Below are 21662 nucleotides of genomic sequence, written 5' to 3'. Positions count from 1 at the left end.
GATTATGGTAATTTTAAAGCATAACGAGTTACCAAGGACTTACATGCTTCATTACAGCAACATGCCACTAGATAGAGGCTCAAATTTTCGTAAAGACCCATCGTGGCTTAAAGCGCAAATGTCGGCGCAAAGTAAATGGGTTTTAGTTAAAAACAATCAAACCCTATTTATTAAAGATACCCCTAAAGTAAGCTATTTAACGTATCCACAAGTGGCGCATTTAGATTTAACGAGTGCTATTTTTGTTGGTTTAAATAATGCTAAACATGGTGTGTTTGCATTGGATGTATCTGATCTGGATGAAAGTGTACTTACGCCTTTAATAGAGGGCGCTCAATTTTTTGATATTCGCCAATATGGGCCTCAAGTAACCATTAAATATGCCTCAATAGCCGCCCTTGCGAGAGGTTTATGTTATTGGCATGCCACGCACCGTTTTTGTGGGCGCTGCGGTAGTAAAAACCGTTCAGTGGAAGCAGGGCATTCTCGTGTATGTGAAAACGAAAACTGTAAGCATCCTACATTCCCTCGTACCGATCCTGCGGTAATTATGGTTGTTACTAAAGTCTTTGCTGACGGAGTAGAACGCTGTTTATTAGGTCGCCAAGCTGCGTGGCCCACTGGTATGTATTCGTCGCTTGCTGGATTTGTAGACCCAGGGGAGACACTGGAACAAGCTGTTGCGCGTGAAGTTAAAGAAGAGGCAGGCATAGAGGTTGATAACGTACGTTATGTTGCATCTCAGCCTTGGCCGTTCCCATCGTCCATTATGCTTGGTTTTTTTGCACAGGCGACATCTGAACAAATTAACGTAGATAAAGAAGAGCTAGACGATGCAAAATGGTTTAGCCGTGAAGACTTAGAGCAATTTGGTAATTGGCACGAAGACGGCGAGCATTTAAAGCTGCCTAGAACCGATTCTATCTCTCGTTATTTAATTGAGCATTGGCGCACAAACCCTTAAGGATTAACAATGTCGAGTAAAAGTAATAAAAACACTCAGCTGGTATCATCAGGGCGAAAAAAAGCCTATACACATGGCGTAGTCAATCCCGTTGTACAGCGTGCATCTACCATTGTATTTGATACTGTAGCCGATTTAAAAGAAGCAGCTAAAACCCGTGGCGATAAAACGTTATTTTATGGGCGCCGAGGAACAACAACACACTTTGCGCTGCAAGAAGCGATTACAGAACTTGAAGGCGGCGAAGGCTGTGCACTATACCCGTGTGGCGCAGCGGCGATCAGCCAAGTATTTTTATCGTTTTTAAAAACCGGTGATCATATTTTAATGGTTGATAACGTGTACGAACCAACTCGCGATTTTTGCGATAAAATTTTAGTGGGGCTGGGCATTACAACAACTTATTACCCGCCAACCATTGGCGCAGGTATTAAAGATTACATTCAGCCAAATACTAAAGTGTTGTTTTTAGAATCTCCAGGTTCTATTACGATGGAAGTGCAAGATGTGCCCGCTATGGTAAAAGTAGCCAATGAGCACAACGTAATGACCATGCTTGATAATACCTACGGTAACGGCTTGCATTATCGCCCGTTAGAGCACGGTGTTGATATTAGTATTCAAGCTGCGACGAAATACATTGTTGGCCATTCAGACGTGATGATGGGTGTGGCTGTTGCTAATAAAAAGTATTGGCCAACCTTGCGCGAAAACTCGTACTTACTAGGGCAATGTACCAGTGCCGATGATGCGTATCTAGCGCTTAGAGGCCTGCGTACAATGGGTGTGCGTTTAAATCAACATGAAAAAGCAGCAATAGAAGTAGCTAAATGGCTTGAACAACATGAGCTTGTTGATCATATTCGACACCCTGCATTTGAAACCTGCCCAGGACATGAGTTTTTTAAACGTGATTTTGATGGTAGTAATGGGTTGTTTTCATTTGTGATGAAAACCGGTAATCAAAAAGCGATTGATGCATTTTTAGATAACCTTAAGCATATTAAAATGGGCTTTTCGTGGGGCGGTTTTGAAAGTTTAGTAACGGCTAATTTAACCATGAAAGGGTTGCGCTCAAATACAGGTTGGGATTTAGGGCCGGTTATTCGTTTGCACATAGGCCTTGAAGATGTTGAAGATTTAATTAGCGATTTAAGCCAAGCACTTGAGGTTTATAAGCAGTATTTATAATTTATATCGCAATTTATACTGTTACATTTAAATGTATTGTTACAAAGCTCACCACAGGTGAGCTTTTTTTTGCTGGTAATTCAAGGTGTTTACACTTAGTGTGGATAAATACACAGAAAATAAAAAGTCATTAAGGATAGTCAATGGCAACACCATTACCGATAAACGTAGGGCGATTAACGCAAATAGCGGGATTTGAGCTTGTACGTATGTTTTTAACTAAACGTGGACTTATTGCATTAGCTGCCTTTGCATTGGTGTGGCTAATAATACTGCGCTACCCAATAGGGCAGGCAGTAGGCATTGTAAGTGCGCCTGATTTTGAGCAAATAGCCCGTGATATATCAGGTTCTATTGGTTTAAGTAAATTATTGGATTGGCCTGAGGCCGAATTTGCTATGTACTGGTTAATAGCCCTTTATAGCTTTCCCGTTTTTGGTTTATTTATTTGTAGCGACCAAACGGTAGGCGATAGAGAGCGCGGCACACTAAGGTTTTTATCACTGCGCTCCACTCGCTTTGAAATACTGTTTGGCCGTTTTTTAGGGCAGCTAGGAGTATTAGCATGTTTGGTGGGTATAACACTTGTGGCTACACTCGCGGTATTGTGTTTTAGAGATCCAAGTTTACTGGCTGGTGGTTTTGCCCGTGCGCTTTCTATATTTTTAATATTAGTGATTACTTTGTGCCCATTTGTAGCACTAATGACGTTAATTAATACCTTTGCTCGCTCATCGCGTTTATCTATTGTATTGGCAATTTTATATTTTGCAGCAGGCGGTATTGTAGTTGGTATATTGCAATGGCAAATACCCGCATTAGGCTTGCTTGATTATTTATTTCCGGGTGTGCAAATAGAGCTATTAGCGGGGCAAAATTTACCATTATTGAGCGCTGTGGCTATTCCCCTTGTGCAAACTGCGGTATTACTAAGCGTTGCTCAACGTATTTTTGCAAGGAGCTCACTATGAGACCATTAATTACAGCTAGCGGTTTGAGTAAATCGTATGGTGCAAAACTTGCGCTTAATAATGTGGACTTTGAAATTAACAAAGGCGCGCCAGTGGCACTTGTAGGGCCAAATGGTGCGGGTAAAACTACCTTATTTAGTTTGTTGTGCGGCTATATTGCGCCAAGTAAAGGCAGCCTTGAAATATTAGGGCATAAACCTGGTAGTGCTGCTTTATTTAATAAAGTAAGTGCATTACCGCAAGATGCACAACTTGACCCTCGTTTTAATATAGATAAGCAACTCGCCTTTTATGCAAAGCTGCAAGGTATGGGTGCTAAGCAAAGTCAAACTGAGGCGCTACGTGTACTTGATTTAGTTGGCTTAAAAGAAATTGCAAAGCAGCGTGCGGGGGATTTATCGCACGGTATGCGCAAGCGCGTTACGATAGCGCAAGCACTTATTGGCGCACCACAAATTGTAATGCTTGATGAAGCAACCGCAGGGCTTGATCCGATTCATGCCAGAGAAGTACGTGAGCTGGTATCAGAATTAAGTGAACAGGCTACATTTATTTTAAGCTCTCACGATTTAACTGAGCTTGAGCGACTATGCTCACAGGTACTTCATTTAGATAAAGGCGTACTAAGCGAGCATCAAACAAAAACTAATAATACCGATAAACACTTTTATACATTAATGCTAAGCGAGGCTTATCAAAATGTTGAGCAACAGCTTCAAGCAATTGCAGGTGTGAGTCGTGTGTATATGAGCCAACATAAAGAATATGTAGTTGAGTATCAGCCAACGAGCGATCCACTTGATATTGCACTACTGAATTTTTGTCATCAACAACACTGGCAGTACCGGCAGTTAGTTAATGGTCATACATTAGAGAATCAAATATTTAAACAGGAGAAAGTATAATGGGTTTACTTAGCGGACTTATGGGTAATGCAAGCGAAGTTGACGATTCTGATTTAGAAAAAATCCTCGCCAATACATTAATTGACGGCGAGCAAGTAGAAAAAGCATATAAAGTAGTACGTGATATGTTTATTTTTACTAATAAGCGCTTAATCTTAATTGATAAGCAAGGTATGACCGGTTCTAAAATGGAAATGGTGAGTATTGCTTACTCTAAAATTACCAAGTTTAGTAAAGAAAGTGCAGGCCATTTTGACTTAGATGCCGAGCTAAAAATATGGGTTGGCTCAGATCCAACACCAATTAGTAAAGAGTTTAAGTCTGGCGATAATATTAACGATGTTTACCGAATTATTAGCCAACACGCGCTTTAATACAGTACATGTTTTAAGTAGTTGTTGACTAGATGTTGCAACTACTTTAACTTTACAGTTTACAACACTTCCTTACAATTAACTTAATAAATACAACTGGTTAGTTAAGTTTTCATTCAGTTTCCTAACGTTAGCATGTGCCTCGACTTTAGCAATACAGCTAGAGCACAAAAAGCAATGTACATAGGGAAGTCTTACAATGAAAAAATTAGCAGTTATTATTTCGAGCATTTTATTATCTAGCACTGCGGCTGCTGCAGACAGCTATAATTCAATTAGTAACCTAAGCTACAAAAATAGCGATAACAACGACACCGTTGCTGTAGATTCTATTTACTACTTATCTCCTAAAAAAACTTTAGGTCCGTACGATCAGTTTGAATACATCAATAAACAAACTAACGTATATGGTGGCTATGCTGATGACGACTTTGGCGATTTAACATCAGTTGGTGGTGAATACTTCATTAATGAATTTGTTGTTGGCGCATCTTACGAAAACCTAGACCCAGATTCAGGTTCTAACAGTGAGCTTTATAAACTGACGGGTGGTTACTTTTTCAACCCTGATTTACTTGCAAAAGTAACACTAGTTGAAAACAAAGACGGCGACGATTACGCATTATTTGATTTAGCTTACAACTACATGCTAAACAGCACAGATTACGTAGGTGTTACACTTACATCAGACGACGATTTTGATTACCGTGCAGTTGCTGCTAAATACTTTATTGATTTACAGCAAGGTAACTACCTAACTTTTGAAGGTAAATACGAAAGCATTGATGACGCAGAAAACCAATGGGTAGCAGAAACTAATTACTACTTCTCAAAAGCAACATCTGTATTTGCTAACTACAACAAGCAAGACACTTACAGCTTTGGTGCTCAGCACTTCATCAATAAAAATATTGGTGTAAAGGTGGGTTACGAAAACAACGCTGATGATTCTGACAACGATGCGTACTTTGCTAACATGCGTTTTCAGTTTTAATTAAGTCCCGTACTTAGTTAATACAAAAGTAATATCAAAAGCCCGCTAAATTTAGCGGGCTTTTTGTTCAGCGCTATTTACCAGCCGCAGTTGCGGCCTTCGTTTTGTTTATCTAAATATGTTTGTAATGGTGCAAAGTAATCGAGCATTGCTGTTGCATCCATTTGCGGCTTACCTGTTACAGTTTCAAGCGCTTCTTGCCAAGGGCGAGATGAACCCATTTCAAGCATAGCGTTTAGCCTATCCCCTGCTTCTTTTGAATTATAAATAGAGCAGCGATGAATGGCTTTATCGTTACCGGCAATTTCACATAAGCTGCGATGAAACTCAAATTGTAAAATATGCGCTAAAAAGTAACGTGTATAAGGCGTATTACCCGGAACGTGGTACTTAGCACCCGGATCAAAGTCGTTTTCGCTACGTGCGATAGGAGCTTGCACTCCTTGGTATTTTTCACGTAATTCCCACCAAGCTTTATTGTAGTTCTCTGGGGTTACTTCACCTGAGAATACCTGCCAACGCCACTGATCAACCATTAAGCTAAACGGTACAAAGGCTACTTTATCAAGTGCCATTTTCATCAACAAACCGATATCTTTAGATTCGTCAGGTACTTGTTCAAGTAAGCCGATTTCTTTTAAGTAACCCGGTGTAACCGATAAGGCAATGGTGTCTCCAATGGCTTCATGAAAACCATCGTTTGCACTTTCTTGATAAAATAAAGGCTGCTTGTTATATGCGCGTTGATAAAAGTTATGACCTAATTCATGGTGAATAACTGAAAACTCTTCGCCTGTGCGCTGAATACACATCTTAATGCGTAAATCGTCTTTGCTATCGATATTCCATGCTGATGCATGACACTGCACATCTCTGTCTTTTGGTTTTACAAACAGTGAACGCTCGTAAAATGTCTCTGGTAGTGCGTCAAAACCCATTGAGGTAAAAAAGTTTTCAGCCCCTTTTACCATTTTAAGTTCGTCGTAATTATTTTGAGCTAATAACTCGGTTACGTCGTAACCCGGATCGGCGTTTTCTGGTGCAACTACATCGTAAATATTACCCCATGCTTGCGCCCACATATTACCAAGCAAGTGCGCTGGTATTGGCTGATCTTGAGGTACTTTTTCGGTGCCGTACTTTTCACCTAACTTTGCGCGAACATGGCAGTGTAGCGAGTTATACAGTGGTTTAACTTGGCCCCAAATACGGTCAAGCTCAGTGGTAAAGTCATCAGCAGGCATATCGTATTTACTGCGCCACATAGCGCCCGTATCGGCATAACCAAGCTCCTTTGCACCTTCGTTGGTAAGTGCTACTTGTTGCTCGTAAAGTGGGCGCATGGGTTTTGATATTTCACGCCAGCCTTGCCATAAATCAAGTAGTTCGTTGTAATCTCGGCTGGTGGCCATTTTTGAAGTCATGTCGCCAAGGCTTAAACAGGTGCCGTCTTCTTTACAGTATTTACCTTTACCATATAGCCCGCCAAGCTCTGCGACAATTTGTGAAAGTTGCGCTGTTTTATCAGCGTCTTGTGGGGCAGGAAGTGTAAGTGCGAGTTTTAGTTTATCAAGTTTACGGCGAGCATCGTAATCAAGCTCTAGTTCATCATATTTTGCAGCTTCATTGGCTAAACGCACGACTGTTTCGGTCATTTTACGGTTAACTTCAGCCGATAGAGCCGACGTATCATGAGTAATAAAGTTTGCGTAAATCCATTCTGCACGGCTCGATTCTAAATAAAGTGCACTTAGTTCTTTTTCTGTGTTTGTTATAAATGTTTTTGCACCTTTAGCTGTTACAGCTTTTTTAGTGTGTGCTGAATCAGTAGTGTCTATCGTTACTTCTGCATCGCAGGCCGTTAAAGCAAGAGTACTTGCTACCATTAAGGCGCTCAGACTTAATTTAAATCGAAAGGGGGTCATGCTATTCCTTTAATTTATTGTTATTAAAACGTTGATAATAGCAGTGATGTTTAAAACAATAAAATGGATGCGTTAAGGCTCACGACTCGTCGTGCAATGATTGTATTTAAGTTAAGATGGGTCATAATTAAGTTACTATTTTCATTCAATGTGTAAGGAATGTGCGCATGTTAATATTTATAATATTGCTGGTCGTGGTGGTGGTTATTTTTGCGGTTAAAGATATTCGCCTAAACTTGATTAGTCGTCCTACGTTTAAAATGTTCAAAAAGGTGCTTCCGCCATTATCGCAAACAGAGCGAGAGGCGATGGAAGCAGGTGATGTTTGGTGGGATGGTGAGTTATTTAGTGGGAACCCAGATTGGCAAAAACTGCACCGCTTTCCTAAACCAGAGCTTAGCGATAAAGAAAACGCATTTATGGCTAACCAAGTAGAAACCTTATTGGCGATGCTTGATGATTATCAAATTGTACAAAAAGACAAAGACTTACCAAAAGAAGTGTGGGATTACCTAAAAACAGAAGGTTTTTTTGCGCTGATCATTCCTGAAAAATTTGGCGGTCGTGAGTTCTCGGCAATTGCTAATTCAACGATAGTGTCAAAAATTTCGACTAAAAGCTTAACAGCCGCAGTCACTGTTATGGTGCCTAATAGCTTAGGTCCAGGTGAGTTACTTCTTCACTATGGTACTAAAGAGCAGCAAGATCGTTGGCTGCCAAGTTTAGCAAATGGTACAGATGTTCCTTGTTTTGCATTAACGGGACCAGAGGCGGGCTCTGATGCTGGCAGCATTCCTGATTCCGGTGTGGTGTGTATGGGTGAGCACAATGGCGAGCAAGTAATGGGCCTGCGTTTAAATTGGTCAAAGCGTTACATTACGCTTGCACCCGTTGCTACTGTACTCGGCTTAGCATTTAAAATGTATGATCCAGACGCTTTATTAGGTGATAAAAAAGCTCTAGGCATAACGTGTGCGCTTATACCAACCGATCATCCGGGTGTCGAAACGGGTGAGCGTCATTATCCACTTAATATGGCCTTCATGAATGGTACCACTTACGGTAAAGATGTATTTATACCACTGGATTGGATCATTGGTGGACAAGAGTGTGCAGGGCGTGGCTGGAGAATGCTTGTTGAGTGTTTAAGTGCAGGGCGTGGTATATCACTACCAGCATTGAGTGCAGCAACTGGACATTTAGCTTCAAAAATGACATCGGCATACGCCATGGTACGCCAGCAGTTTGGTGTATCTATAGGGCAGTTTGAAGGTGTGCAAGAGGCACTTGCACGTATTGGTGGTTTAACTTACACACTTGAGTCGTGCCGATTAATGACCGCAGGTGCGATTGATTTAAAATTAAGCCCGTCGGTTGTAACAGCGATTGCTAAATACCATATGACTGAAATGGGTCGTACGGTAATGAACGATGCAATGGATATTCATTCAGGTAAAGGAATTCAAGTAGGGCCTAATAACTATTTGGCGCATGGCTATATGGGTATTCCAGTATCAATTACGGTTGAAGGCGCAAATATTTTAACGCGTAACTTAATGATATTTGGCCAAGGTGCAACACGCTGTCATCCATTTGTTTTAAAAGAAATGGAAGCCGCTGCAATGGAAGATGACGACGCAGCACTTGAACAATTTGATGGTTTATTAATGAACCATATAATATTTGCAGCAAGTAATGCAGGCATGGCATTTGTGCATGGCTTGACACGTAGTTGCTTTGCTAAAGCCCCTGTAGGTGGTGAAACGGCTGTTTATTATAAACAATTGAGTAGAATGAGCCGAGGCTTAGCTATTTGCACAGACGTGGCTATGTTAATGCTTGGCGGTGAACTTAAACGTAAAGAAATGATATCGGCACGTTTGGGTGATGTATTAAGTCATTTGTACTTAGCATCAACTGTTTTAAAACGTTATGAAGACGAAGGGCGCCAACAAGCTGATTTACCATTTGTAAAATATGCAATTGAGAACTCATTATTTGAAATTGGCCAAGCGTTTAATGGCTTCTTTAAAAACTTTTCAAATCCGGTTGTTAATTTTATCCTTAAACGTATCGTGTTCCCGCTTGGAAATCATTACCACAGACCAAGTGATGAAATAGCACAAAGTATTTGTGAGCGTATGACTCAACCGGGTGTATTTAGAAACCGCTTAACACACTTATGTTATGTAGATGAAAATGCAGGCACAGGCGTAATGGAAAATGCATTTTTAGCAATGCACGACATGCAAGCGCAGTTTAAAGATTTAAAACAATGGCAGCGCAAGGGCAGTGTGCCAACAACGCTTGATATTGAAGGCGCTATTAACTATGCACTTGAAAATAAGTTACTTGAGCAAACGGATGCTGATGCAATGCATCACGCTAATAAGTTACGAAAGAAAGCCATTGCAGTTGATAACTTTCAACCAGGTGAGCTGTAGCGCACTACTTTAAATACTAACTCAAGCATGATCAAAAAGGCCTTACAAATGTAAGGCCTTTTTATGTGTAATTCATTTCTTTTAACGAGCGTAAGGGTCGGCAACAATTTTATCTATGTACCATTTTCCCTTTTTACGAAGCATTTTTACGCTGCGCATTTCGTCAATTTTATCACCATTTAAATAGCCGGTAAAAATAAGGTTTATTTTGGCATTATCACCGTACTGCTCACGGACGCTCATATTGGTCATATCAACTTCAATGGTTACTTCATCGTATTGCATATTTACTAAGTTACGGGAAAACTGTTTAGCAGTACCGTAGGATTTCATTATGCGTGTAAGGTTGGGTGTTGCCATGGTGCTGGCTTTTTGAAGGTCTTGCTGGTTATAAAGCGCATCAAAATAAGCGGTTGCTGTATCGCCAGGAGTGTCGCCAAGTGTTTTGGTATCGTCACCGCAGGCTGATAAAAATAAACAGAGAACCAAACTTAATAAACTCGTGATTTTTTTCATATTAATTATTATTAATTAGTTTTTTAAAGTGTGTGGTTTATCTATGAAGATGTAAAGGTATGGCGGGCAATAAATAGAAAATTGGATAATAAATAATAAAAAAGGATGCCTAAAGCATCCTTTTAAAATTTTAAAATTGCTTATTGCACTAGCTCTTGCTCACTAAACTCTTCATCAAACATTGGGCTTGATAAGTAACGCTCAGTTGCACTAGGTAGGATAACAACAATATTTTTATCTGCGTTTTCAGGTTTTTCAGCAATTCGCTTAGCTGCAACAACCGCTGCACCTGACGAAATACCGACTAAAATACCTTCTTTTTTCATTAACTGATGCGCCATTGCAATTGCATCTTCGTTAGATACAAGCTCAGCTGCATCAATCAAATCCATATCCAGATTACCAGGAATGAAGCCTGCACCAATACCTTGGATTTTATGAGGACCTGGTTTAATTTCTTCACCGGCAAGCGTTTGGCTAATAACTGGAGAGTTAGTTGGCTCTACTGCAATAGACTTAACGTTTAAACCTTTTTCTGTTTTAAGGTAACGACTAACACCTGTAATAGTACCACCAGTGCCAACACCCGCTACAAAAAAGTCTACTTTGCCGTCAAGCGCATCGTAAATTTCTGGGCCTGTTGTTTCAAAGTGAATTTTAGGGTTTGCAGGATTTTCAAATTGTTGTAATAAAATATACTTATCAGGTGCGGTTGCTTGAATTTCTTTTGCTTTTTCAATTGCGCCATTCATACCTTTAGCACCGTCGGTAAGTACTAGGTTTGCACCTAGTGCTTTTAATAGCTTGCGACGTTCAAGGCTCATAGTGTTTGGCATAGTAAGTGTTAACTTGTAACCACGAGCAGCTGCAACAAATGCAAGTGCAATACCAGTGTTACCTGATGTTGGCTCAATAAGTTCTTTACCTTCAACAAGCTGACCTGACTTTTCAGCTTCCCAAATCATTGATGCACCAATACGGCATTTGATACTAAAGCTTGGATTACGAGATTCAACTTTAGCGTATACATTCCCACCCGTAACACGATTAAGTTTTACTAGCGGCGTATTACCAATAGTTAGTGAGTTATCTTCAAAAATAGTAGACATAATGTTCCTTTGGATACAATCTGATCAACGTGCTAATAGCCTTTGCTACTAACTATACATACACACTTTACTGTGAGTTTAAAAAAACTAAAGTAAAGTTTGGCTATAACATATATTTATTGGGCTTATAACCAGTCGAAATAAAAATCAATTATTAACGGTGCTTTAGTTATTGTAGGTGCGGGCTTAATTCAAAATTTAAAGAGTAAGAATTCAGCTAAATTAAAAAATATGCAAAAGAGAGGTTAAATTGAGCCGCATTTGTGTGTTATTTGTACATATGAATGTAACTTGAATAGTTTTATCACACAATGCGTCTAAAACATGATAAAAACACGTATCTAAATTCAATTAAGCAATCAAAATGAAGTTAATCTTAAAATTAATTGCCGGTATTGTGGCCGGTATTTTGGTCGGACTCTACGTACCTATCACTGGTGTTGAACTTTTATTCACAGTAAAAGAGCTAATTGGTCAAATTATCTCCTTTACCATCCCTCTTATCATTTTGTTTTTTATTGCATCGGGTATTGCTGGCCTACCAAAAGGGTCTGGTCACTTACTTGGTAAAACAGTCGGGTTTGCTTACAGCTCTACCATTATTGCAGGTACGCTTGCATTTTTATTAGTAAGTGCTGTAATACCTTTTTTAAGTGGTGGCATTACTTTTGAAGCTGAAGTTGCAACTGAAATTGGCAGTTTTATTGATTTAGAAATTCCACCTCTGATGGGTGTAATGACCGCATTAGTGACTGCTTTTGTATTTGGTATAGGCATGAGCCAATTAGAACTTGATACACTTAAAAAGGTGTCTGATCAGGGGCGAGATGTAATTGACGGGTTATTATCAAAAGTAATTATACCTGCTTTACCATTTTACATTGCTGGCGTATTTGCCGAAATGACGGTAGCGGGCACTGTGGTTGATACATTGCAAACATTTGGTGTAGTACTAGTTGCTGCGCTTGTTATGCATTGGTTATGGTTAAGCGTTTTATATATAGCGACAGGTATATTGTTAAAACGTAATCCAATCGAATTAGTTAAAAATATGCTCCCAGCTTACTTTACTGCGTTAGGTACTATGTCGAGTGCAGCAACTATTCCAGTATCGCTACAATCAAGTAAGGCAAATAATGTTAAAGAAGATGTAGCTAATTTTACTGTGCCGCTTTGCGCGACTATTCACTTATCTGGCTCAACTATAACAATAGTAACCTGTGCAATGGCTGTTATGTTTTTATCGCCAAGCATGGAAGTTCCTTCATTAATGGGTATGCTGCCATTTATTATGATGTTAGGTGTAGTAATGATTGCAGCTCCAGGTGCTCCAGGTGGTGCAGTCATGTCGGCGCTTGGTTTATTAACAAGCATGCTTGGGTTTAATGAAGGTGCTGTAGCATTAATGATTGCACTTTATTTAGCACAAGATAGCTTTGGTACTGCGTGTAATGTAACGGGTGATGGTATCATTGCGTTATGGGTTGACAGATTTAGCGAAAAATCGTCAGCTTAAACTATTAGAGCGAGGCAATAATATTAATTATTGTTTCGCTTTATGTATGTTACTGTGGCAAATTAATTTAATTAAATTGCATGTTGTTAGGTAAGTGAGGATGTTCCATTGATTAATGTACTTTTAGTTGATGACCATGAACTTGTACGAACAGGAATCAAGCGTATTCTTGATGACGTACGAGGGTTTAAAGTAATTGGCGAAGCTAAAACTGGCGAAGAGGCTGTACAGTTTTGTCGTCAGCATGCGCCAAACATAGTATTAATGGATATGAATATGCCAGGCATGGGCGGATTAGAAGCGACTAAAAAGATTTGTCGTTACTGCCCAGATGTAAAAATTATTGTGCTTACTGTTAATTGTGAAGATCCGTTTCCGAGCAAGGTAATGCAAATTGGCGCTCATGGCTTTTTAACTAAAGGTGCAGGCTCTGACGAAATGGTTCGTGCTATTCGTTGCGTTCATGCTGGTCAGCGTTATATTGCCCCTGAAATTGCACAGCAGATAGCGCTTGCACAAGTAACAGGCCGCACAGATGAAAACCCTTTTCAGAGTTTATCTGAGCGAGAGCTGCAAATTATGCTTATGATCACCAAAGGCGAAAAAGCACAAGATATAGCAGAGCGTTTAAATCTAAGCTCTAAAACAGTAAATAGCTATCGCTACCGTATGTTTGAAAAGTTAAATGTAGGTGGCGATGTTGAGCTTACCCATTTAGCTATTCGTCATAAAATGATTGATATAGACGTTTCGTACTAACTATAATTTATGTCTGAATTTGATCACGTACATTTTCTCAAAACGCTATCAAGCGAGCCGGGTGTATACCGAATGCTTGATAGTGACAGCCAAGTTATTTATGTTGGTAAAGCTAAGCATCTAAAAAAGCGTGTTAGCAGTTACTTTAGAAGTAATATTACCGATAGCAAAACACGCGTTTTAGTGAGTAATATTAGTGACATTGAAGTCACTCTCACCAATACTGAAACCGAAGCGCTGCTGCTTGAAAATAACCTAATAAAAAAATATCAGCCTCGCTACAACATATTATTGCGCGACGATAAGTCGTACCCCTATATTTTACTAACTAGCCATAAACACCCACGTTTAGCGTTTCATCGTGGCAGTCGTAAAATTAAAGGCGAGTACTTTGGGCCTTTCCCAAGCGCAGGAGCGGTATCTGAAAGCTTGCGCTTAATGCAAAAAATATTTCCTGTTCGTCAATGTGAAGATGCTTATTACCGCGCAAGAAGTCGCCCGTGTCTGCAATATCAACTTAAACGTTGCTCAGCTCCATGTGTAAATAAAGTAACGGATGATGATTACAGCGAGCAGGTCGATTATGTTCGTAAGTTTTTAACAGGTAAATCTCACGAAGTTATTGCTGATTTAATAAAAAAAATGGAAGCAGCCAGTCTGCAACTAAACTTTGAATTAGCGGCAAAAGTTCGCGACCAAATAATGCTACTTCGTAAAATGCAGGAGCAACAGTCTATTTCTGGTAACTTTGCAGAAATGGATGTTGTCGGTTTTGCGCATTTAAACGGGTTAAACGGTATTCATTTATTAATGATCCGCGATCATAAAGTGCTGGGTAGTAAAACCTATTTTCCAAAAGTACCTAAAGATTCGAGTGAACAAGAAATATTGACCTCATTTTTAGGACAATATTATTTAGCGCCAGGTGCAACAGGGCGTATTGCAAAAGAAATCATATTACCGTTTGAAATAGAAGAAAGCGCGGCGCTCGGCGAAGCACTCTCACAAATAAGTGAACGTAAAGTAACTCTTAAAGTTGTCACTCGGGGTGAACGTGCGCAATACCTACAACTCGCAAATAAAAATGCATTAAACAGTATTGCGGTTAAACAAAGTACCCAAGACTCTATTAATAAACGTTATGCACAATTAAAAGCAACACTGCGACTTGACGATATTACCCGAATGGAGTGTTTTGATATAAGCCACACCATGGGGGAGAACACCGTTGCAAGTTGTGTTGTATTTGACTCACAAGGCCCAAATACAAAAGAGTATAGGCGCTACAACGTAACAGGTATAACCGGTGGTGATGATTATGCTGCAATGGAATTTGCACTTAACAAGCGTTACAACAAATTAGTAGATGAAGACAAAATTCCAGACGTTATTTTTATTGATGGTGGTAAGGGGCAGTTAGGGCGCGCTGAGCAGTATTTTTCTAATTGGCCGCACACAAAAATGCCTTTATTAGTAGGTGTTGCAAAAGGAACGAGTCGCAAACCCGGGCTTGAAACACTATTGATTGACGGTGGACGCAAAACCATTCCGATGGATTCAGATGCACCTGCGCTTCATTTGATTCAGCATATACGTGATGAGTCTCACCGTTTTGCAATTGCTGGGCATCGTAATAAACGACAAAAACAACGAACACAATCACTATTAGAAGAAATAAATGGAGTAGGTTCTAAGCGTCGCCAAACATTATTAAAATATTTAGGGGGCATGCAAGGTGTAAAAGCTGCTAATATAGAACAGTTAAAGAAAGTTCCTGGGATCAGCCCTGACATGGCTGAGAAGATATTTAACCATTTGCATGACAAGGGCTAGCCCTTCATGCGAATATAGCCAAAAAGACATATCCAAGTAGTTATGTGGAATATTCCAAACACACTTACAACATTTAGACTTTTTCTTATCCCCGTTTTTTTGGTGATATTTTATTTGCCTTATAGCTGGGCATTTTTTGCTGCCGCCTTTATTTTTTGGCTTGCATCAATCACCGATATACTAGACGGTTATTTAGCAAGAAAGCTTGAGCAATCAACCCCTTTTGGTGCTTTTTTAGATCCTGTTGCTGATAAAGTAATGGTATGTGCGGCACTTGTAGCGTTATCTGATCAGTACCAGTCAATGTACATGACTATACCTGCTCTTATTATAATAAGCCGTGAAATTATAATATCTGCACTTCGTGAATGGATGGCAGAGCAGGGTAAGCGTGGTAATGTCGCTGTATCAAACATGGGTAAAATTAAGACGGCTGCACAAATGTTAGCCATTATCGGTTTGATTTGGCAATATGATACATGGATGAACTATTTAAGTTTTGGACTACTGTACATTGCAACCTTTTTAACCTTGAGTTCTATGATGCAATATTTACGTGCAGCATGGGGTGAATTGACTAAAAATTAACTCTAAATGTATAATAACGCACCGTTTTAGATAAAAAACAAGCAAACAGTTCAAAACTAGCATTTTTTGTATTGACGCGTTTAATAATCTCTGTAGAATGCGTCCGTGTTGAGAGGGCATAGCCCCCGAGATAAACAAAACGGTAATTAATCAGTTACCTGAATGTTCACATAAATCATCATGTGCTAATTCAAATAACTGATAAATAAAATGCGGTACTAGCTCAGTTGGTAGAGCGCGACCTTGCCAAGGTCGAGGTCACGAGTTCGAGCCTCGTGTACCGCTCCAAGTTTATCTTAAGGTTAATACCCCGTACTGGGGCGGAATGGCAGAGTGGCCATGCACCGGATTGCAAATCCGTCTACCTCGGTTCGACTCCGGGTTCCGCCTCCATTTCAACACTCCACACGCTTTAATTAGCAAACTCGATGCCCGAGTGGTGGAATTGGTAGACACAAGGGATTTAAAATCCCTCGACTAACAAGTCGTGCCGGTTCAAGTCCGGCCTCGGGCACCACTATGTGGTTTAATTGCATTACCAAGTGTAATTTATAAAATGATTAATTTAGAATTAATATGATGCGGTACTAGCTCAGTTGGTAGAGCGCGACCTTGCCAAGGTCGAGGTCACGAGTTCGAGCCTCGTGTACCGCTCCATATTAGTTTTATCCACTTGCTTTTAATAGCAAACTCGATGCCCGAGTGGTGGAATTGGTAGACACAAGGGATTTAAAATCCCTCGACTAACAAGTCGTGCCGGTTCAAGTCCGGCCTCGGGCACCACTTTAAATTATTTTACCAAGATAATTTAAAGTTAATAAAACAGTATTTTGCGGTACTAGCTCAGTTGGTAGAGCGCGACCTTGCCAAGGTCGAGGTCACGAGTTCGAGCCTCGTGTACCGCTCCAAATTATTTGGATACATTTAGGCGGAATGGCAGAGTGGCCATGCACCGGATTGCAAATCCGTTTACCTCGGTTCGACTCCGGGTTCCGCCTCCATATAATTTACTCCACACGCTTTAATTAGCAAACTCGATGCCCGAGTGGTGGAATTGGTAGACACAAGGGATTTAAAATCCCTCGACTAACAAGTCGTGCCGGTTCAAGTCCGGCCTCGGGCACCATTTTTACTAAAATCCTCAGATAAAATTCATTTAAATTCTAAATCACTTCTATTTTTAAAATATTCAAAAATTATCCTTATTTAGATTCCCAATCTTATTTTTAATACCTACTTACCTTTAATATCTATTTTTTTAATATCTTAAAGTTTCATCATCATACATTTATAAAGCTGCCAGTTTGTATTTAACCGTTAATGCTTTTATCCAATCTGGTTAAATTAACTGAATTGGTATAATTAGTTGTGAATAAGAGCACCTGTTAATAACAAAGAAAAAATCAGAACGCTGGCTATTCAATTTTCTTGGCAATTACTCCTGCACCTATGTTTTAGTAAATCAAATGCTTTTAATTCTGCTAACGTAAGGTTTGCTCTCTAAAAATAGCTAAGTTTTAACGAGGGGTGGCATTAATGAATGTAATAGAAGTGCGGTGTCTAAAATAAATTTAAGATAGGAGTATAAGAAATGCGTTTAGTACTTAGTTATACGAATTGCTAATGTTTTATAAGCGCCCCTTGAGGATCGCTTATAAAGGATAAATTGTTATTGCAGTTTACTCTGAGCTTTGTAAATTGGATACTCGCTCAACAAGCCTTGAATAAGCGCAATACACATTAAAATAAGTACTATTGAAAACGGCAAAGCTGTAGTAACTACGCCCGACTGAAGCGCTTGCAATGCTTGCGAGCCACCAACCCAAAGCAATACTGCTGCAATCACGCCTTCGACTGTAGCCCAAAATATACGTTGTGGCACTGGTGCATCTATTTTACCGCCCGCAGTTATACCATCTATTACAAGCGATCCTGAATCAGACGACGTTATAAAAAATACCAAAACGAGTGCTATAGAAATAATAGAAATAAAACTTGAAAGTGGTAACTGCTCGTATACCTGAAATAAAGTCACTGAGATATCAGTTAAACCATTTTGTCCAAGTGGGCCAACTTTATCTATAACTTGTGTAATTGCCATATTTCCGAATACCCCCATCCAAACCAAACTAAGAAGCGTTGGTAGGCCAATGACGACGAGTAAAAACTCGCGTACAGTGCGCCCCTTTGAAACTCGAGCAATAAACATCCCAACAAACGGCGACCATGATATCCACCATGCCCAATAAAACACAGTCCAAGAGTGCATCCAATCTTCATCGGGTCTATTAAAAGGATTGCTTAAAGTTACAAAGTGTTCTGCGTACGCCCCAAGGGTAAACCAAACAGCAGTAATTGCATCAGAGAAAGTAAGGGCAATAACAACTAATAATAAAATAAATGCACAAATTAAATTAACATTGCTCAGTACTTTAACACCGCCCTCAATACCTCTAATAACAGAGAAAATTGCAATACACGTTACTAAACCAATAACAGATATTTGAAAAGCAGTCCCATAATCAGTGCCTAACAGATAATTTATCCCGCTGGTAGCTTGTTGAGCGCCAAGGCCTAGCGATGTAGCTAAACCAAATAAAGTAGACAGTACAGCGAGTATATCGATGATATGACCAAGCCACCCCCAGGCACGATCACCAAATAATGGATAAAAAACAGAACGTATAGATAAAGGAAGGCCTTTATTAAATGCAAAAAAAGCCAAGCTTAATCCAACAACAGCGTAAATCGCCCATCCATGTAAACCCCAGTGGTACATGGTTGCACCCAAAGCTAATGAGTGTGCTTGCGGTGAGTTTGGCTCAACGCCCATAGGCATATGATACCAACCAGTATAATATGCAGTTGGCTCAGCAACTCCCCAAAACAGTAAGCCAATACCCATTCCTGCTGCAAACAGCATTGAAAGCCACGACATATAGCCATGTTCTGGACGAGCTTTTACGCCGCCTAAACGAATTTTACCCAAAGGAGAGAATGCTAAAATAACGGAAAATATTACAAAAGCATTGGCTAGTAACATAAAGTAACTATCAAATTGATTAATTATGGCGTCTTTAGTCGAGGTTAGTGCATCACGGGTAACGGTAGGGTCAAAAACTAGGGTAAGTATTACAAATAAAACAACTAAGAAAGCGCTTATGCCAAATACTGGGTTATGGATATCAAATCCCCACTTTTGTACATTATCTTGCCCAACTTGGTAATCAGTAGTGTCTATACTGTATTTTTTTGTTATGTCATCCATCGGGTCTCCTTTTTATAGATAACTTAATTCAAATATCCTACGTAATTAAATATAAAATAGTTTTAAAATTAATATAACTTTTTATTTATAAGAAATGAGATGGTTAAGCGTAATATTTGTTATTTTTAGAACTAAAAAAGCGAGCCGTAGCTCGCTGTTTATTGTTTATTTCCAGGCCTCGGGATCAACCTCTTTAGCAAGTTTAGGATGTTTACTCTTATCAAAGGTAGGTATTAGGCCTTTCTTGCGTTGCTCGTTATAATCTTTAGAGAGCCACACAACAACACCTGAAAGCATAAATAACGCTATAACGTTTACAATGGCCATTAAACCCATTGATATATCTGCCAGCGTCCAAATTAATCCCAGTTCACCAACAGCACCAAACATCACCATACCTAAAACAACAAGTCTAAAGATAAACATACCTTTATTAGAGTTGTGCTCTAAAAACATTAAATTTGTTTCAGCGTAAGAGTAATTAGCCACAATAGAAGTAAAAGCAAAGAACAATATAGCAATGGCAATAAAGTAAGTACCCCAATCACCAACATGTTCTTGTAACGCAGCTTGCGTAAGTTCAATCCCCATAACACCAGATTCAGGTATTAATTGCTGCGATAGTAAAATAAGAGAAGCAGTCGCTGTACAAATAACAATAGTATCAATAAATACACCTAGCATTTGCACATAACCTTGTGATGCTGGATGAGGCGGGTAAGGTGTAGCAGTAGCTGCGGCATTAGCTGCACTACCCATACCTGCTTCGTTTGAGAATAAGCCACGCTTTATACCTTGGATCATAGCTTGTGTAACACCATAACCAATTGCACCTGCACCAGCTTGTTCAATACCAAAAGCACTCTTTATAATAAGGGCGAGTACATCCGGGAGTGCAGTAAAGTTAATAGCACATACATAAAGAGCCACTAACAAGTAAGCTAATGCCATAAATGGCACAACCATTTCGGCAAAACGAGAAATCGTTTTCAAACCACCAAAAATAATAATACCAGAGCCAATAACCAAGCAAATGCCTACTATATACTTAGGTACATCAAACGCTACTTCAAATGCTGCAGCAATAGAGTTTGACTGTACGGCGTTAAATACCAAACCAAAGGCTAAAATTAAGCATAGCGAGAATAAAGTTCCCATCCAGCGTTTACCTAAACCGTTTTGCATATAATAAGCAGGGCCACCTCTAAAATTGCCTTCAACATCCTTTGTTTTATAAGCCTGAGCTAAAGTACTTTCAGCAAAGCTTGTAGCCATACCTATTAATGCAATAAGCCACATCCAAAAGATAGCACCCGGACCACCTAGGTATAAGGCAACAGCAACACCAGCCATATTGCCTGTACCAACGCGGGCAGCTAACGAAGTACAAAAAGCCTGAAAGGATGAAATTTCGTTATCGGCACATTTACGAGAGCCAAACATAACTTTGAACATATGTGGGAATTGCACAAACTGAATAAAGCCTAGTCGAAAAGTAAAGAAGAGGCCTGCTGCTATTAATAAGTAGACGAGAACTTGGCCCCACAGAAGGGCACTTATACTGTTTATTATGTCTGTCATGGATACTGCCTAAATACATGAGTTAAAAAAGTGACCGCAACTTATCACATCAGGTTAAAAGTGTTTAGTTTTAAAGTTTAAAAGCAGAGTTATCAACAGGGTTTTGTGGGTAACTTGTGCTTATCATGTGTGCTTGCTTGGGGCTTAATTTTAATTACTATTTTGTGTAAATAACGCTTGCGTAAAATTCGCCGCTCCCTATAATGCGACCCCACTGAGACGGGAAACGCCGAAGCATAGCAAGGCAGCAACTACTCAGAGAGTTAAATAAAACTTCGGTTTTAAATCTTCCAAAAGAAAGTTTAAAACAAAGTGTTGACTCGAAAAAATAAAGGGTGTATTATTCGCATCCCTTGATTCGCTAAAGCGACTCAAAACGTTCTTTAACAATATAAAGCAATCATCTGTGTGGGCACTCGTACAGATTGAGTTCTAACAGCCAAGCTACTTCGGTAGTGAGGCAAACAAATTAGAGTCTCAATTGAAACTGAGTGACCATATGTTATTAAAAGATTCAGCATTGAGCTGTTTTGATTTTACTTTCTTAAAAGTGAAAATAATAACGCACAGTCAATTCGTTTTTGGCAACAAAAACAAAAATTCAGAATTCATTGAGCTGTCGAAAGACATAAAACTTTTTAATTGAAGAGTTTGATCATGGCTCAGATTGAACGCTGGCGGCAGGCCTAACACATGCAAGTCGAGCGGTAACAGAAAGTAGCTT

Annotated in this window: 16 protein-coding genes, 8 tRNA genes and 1 rRNA gene; 20 read left to right on the top strand and 5 right to left on the bottom strand. The window is 39.6% G+C overall.

All coding sequences use genetic code 11. The annotated features are described in order from the left end of the window. The first annotated feature begins 43 nt into the window (after positions 1 to 43). From nudC to QL998_RS13180, 6 genes are all read left to right on the top strand, one after another. Complete coding sequence (gene nudC / locus QL998_RS13205) at positions 44 to 964, top strand: NAD(+) diphosphatase (protein ID WP_290192869.1); 921 nt, start codon at positions 44 to 46, stop codon at positions 962 to 964. Between the two features lie 9 nt (positions 965 to 973). Next, the gene (locus QL998_RS13200) at positions 974 to 2155 is read left to right on the top strand and encodes a cystathionine beta-lyase (protein ID WP_290192860.1); all 1182 of its coding nucleotides are present in this window, start codon (positions 974 to 976) and stop codon (positions 2153 to 2155) included. Between the two features lie 143 nt (positions 2156 to 2298). Beyond that, entirely contained in the window at positions 2299 to 3126 is an 828-nt protein-coding gene (locus tag QL998_RS13195) for an ABC transporter permease subunit (protein WP_024603655.1), read from the top strand. Further along, positions 3123 to 4031, top strand: a complete 909-nt coding sequence (locus QL998_RS13190; RefSeq protein ID WP_007377980.1) for an ABC transporter ATP-binding protein — start codon at positions 3123 to 3125, stop codon at positions 4029 to 4031. The genes QL998_RS13195 and QL998_RS13190 overlap by 4 nt, the downstream gene beginning before the upstream one ends. Then, on the top strand, positions 4031 to 4405 hold the full coding sequence (locus QL998_RS13185; RefSeq protein WP_007377979.1) for a PH domain-containing protein: 375 nt from the start codon (positions 4031 to 4033) through the stop codon (positions 4403 to 4405). The genes QL998_RS13190 and QL998_RS13185 overlap by 1 nt, the downstream gene beginning before the upstream one ends. Positions 4406 to 4604: 199 nt before the next feature. Continuing rightward, positions 4605 to 5399, top strand: a complete 795-nt coding sequence (locus QL998_RS13180; RefSeq protein WP_002962833.1) for a putative porin — start codon at positions 4605 to 4607, stop codon at positions 5397 to 5399. Positions 5400 to 5476: 77 nt separating this feature from the next. On the opposite strand, the gene QL998_RS13175 is transcribed toward QL998_RS13180, so the two are convergent. Continuing rightward, complete coding sequence (locus QL998_RS13175) at positions 5477 to 7324, bottom strand: M2 family metallopeptidase (protein ID WP_290192859.1); 1848 nt, start codon at positions 7322 to 7324, stop codon at positions 5477 to 5479. 167 nt (positions 7325 to 7491) lie between these two features. Between QL998_RS13175 and QL998_RS13170 the strand changes: the two genes are divergently transcribed. Beyond that, positions 7492 to 9768 (top strand): acyl-CoA dehydrogenase, encoded by a 2277-nt coding sequence (locus tag QL998_RS13170; RefSeq protein ID WP_290192858.1) that lies wholly within the window; start codon positions 7492 to 7494, stop codon positions 9766 to 9768. Positions 9769 to 9849: 81 nt separating this feature from the next. Here QL998_RS13170 and QL998_RS13165 read toward each other — a convergent pair whose 3' ends face one another. Both QL998_RS13165 and cysK read right to left on the bottom strand, forming a co-directional pair. After that, a complete protein-coding gene (locus QL998_RS13165) occupies positions 9850 to 10284 on the bottom strand; it encodes a hypothetical protein (protein ID WP_024599814.1) in 435 nt (144 codons plus the stop codon). 140 nt (positions 10285 to 10424) lie between these two features. Beyond that, positions 10425 to 11393 (bottom strand): cysteine synthase A, encoded by a 969-nt coding sequence (gene cysK, locus QL998_RS13160; protein WP_024599813.1) that lies wholly within the window; start codon positions 11391 to 11393, stop codon positions 10425 to 10427. A 364-nt stretch (positions 11394 to 11757) separates the two neighbouring features. Between cysK and QL998_RS13155 the strand changes: the two genes are divergently transcribed. The 12 genes from QL998_RS13155 (at position 11758) to QL998_RS13100 (ending at position 17215) form a co-directional block, all read left to right on the top strand. After that, positions 11758 to 12909, top strand: a complete 1152-nt coding sequence (locus tag QL998_RS13155; RefSeq protein WP_024599812.1) for a dicarboxylate/amino acid:cation symporter — start codon at positions 11758 to 11760, stop codon at positions 12907 to 12909. Positions 12910 to 13017: 108 nt separating this feature from the next. Further along, positions 13018 to 13668: a UvrY/SirA/GacA family response regulator transcription factor gene (uvrY, locus tag QL998_RS13150; protein WP_007377972.1), complete on the top strand. Its 651-nt coding sequence runs from the start codon at positions 13018 to 13020 to the stop codon at positions 13666 to 13668. A 9-nt stretch (positions 13669 to 13677) separates the two neighbouring features. Further along, positions 13678 to 15501, top strand: a complete 1824-nt coding sequence (gene uvrC / locus QL998_RS13145) for an excinuclease ABC subunit UvrC (RefSeq protein ID WP_024599811.1) — start codon at positions 13678 to 13680, stop codon at positions 15499 to 15501. 42 nt (positions 15502 to 15543) lie between these two features. Next, on the top strand, positions 15544 to 16089 hold the full coding sequence (gene pgsA, locus QL998_RS13140) for a CDP-diacylglycerol--glycerol-3-phosphate 3-phosphatidyltransferase (protein WP_032827134.1): 546 nt from the start codon (positions 15544 to 15546) through the stop codon (positions 16087 to 16089). A 212-nt stretch (positions 16090 to 16301) separates the two neighbouring features. Continuing rightward, a tRNA-Gly gene (locus QL998_RS13135) sits at positions 16302 to 16377 on the top strand. A gap of 31 nt (positions 16378 to 16408) precedes the next feature. Continuing rightward, positions 16409 to 16482, top strand: a tRNA-Cys gene (locus QL998_RS13130). 37 nt (positions 16483 to 16519) lie between these two features. Continuing rightward, positions 16520 to 16606: transfer RNA gene (locus QL998_RS13125), tRNA-Leu, on the top strand. Between the two features lie 64 nt (positions 16607 to 16670). Beyond that, a tRNA-Gly gene (locus QL998_RS13120) sits at positions 16671 to 16746 on the top strand. A gap of 39 nt (positions 16747 to 16785) precedes the next feature. Beyond that, a tRNA-Leu gene (locus QL998_RS13115) sits at positions 16786 to 16872 on the top strand. 49 nt (positions 16873 to 16921) lie between these two features. Beyond that, positions 16922 to 16997: transfer RNA gene (locus QL998_RS13110), tRNA-Gly, on the top strand. Positions 16998 to 17016: 19 nt separating this feature from the next. Further along, positions 17017 to 17090 (top strand) — tRNA-Cys (locus tag QL998_RS13105). A gap of 38 nt (positions 17091 to 17128) precedes the next feature. Further along, positions 17129 to 17215: transfer RNA gene (locus QL998_RS13100), tRNA-Leu, on the top strand. Between the two features lie 543 nt (positions 17216 to 17758). Here the strand turns inward: QL998_RS13100 and QL998_RS13095 are convergent. Together QL998_RS13095 and QL998_RS13090 are read right to left on the bottom strand one after the other, a co-directional pair. Then, a complete protein-coding gene (locus QL998_RS13095; RefSeq protein ID WP_024606600.1) occupies positions 17759 to 19357 on the bottom strand; it encodes a BCCT family transporter in 1599 nt (532 codons plus the stop codon). Positions 19358 to 19522: 165 nt separating this feature from the next. Beyond that, positions 19523 to 20938, bottom strand: coding sequence for a sodium:alanine symporter family protein (locus QL998_RS13090; protein ID WP_182195962.1), 1416 nt, complete (start codon positions 20936 to 20938; stop codon positions 19523 to 19525). Positions 20939 to 21577: 639 nt separating this feature from the next. Between QL998_RS13090 and QL998_RS13085 the strand changes: the two genes are divergently transcribed. Continuing rightward, positions 21578 to 21662 (top strand): 16S ribosomal RNA (locus tag QL998_RS13085); the annotation flags it as partial.

Source organism: Pseudoalteromonas sp. APC 3691, assembly GCF_030408135.1.
GTDB lineage: Bacteria > Pseudomonadota > Gammaproteobacteria > Enterobacterales > Alteromonadaceae > Pseudoalteromonas.
Note: the sequence above shows the minus strand (reverse complement) of the source record. Positions and strands in the feature narration are given on the sequence as shown.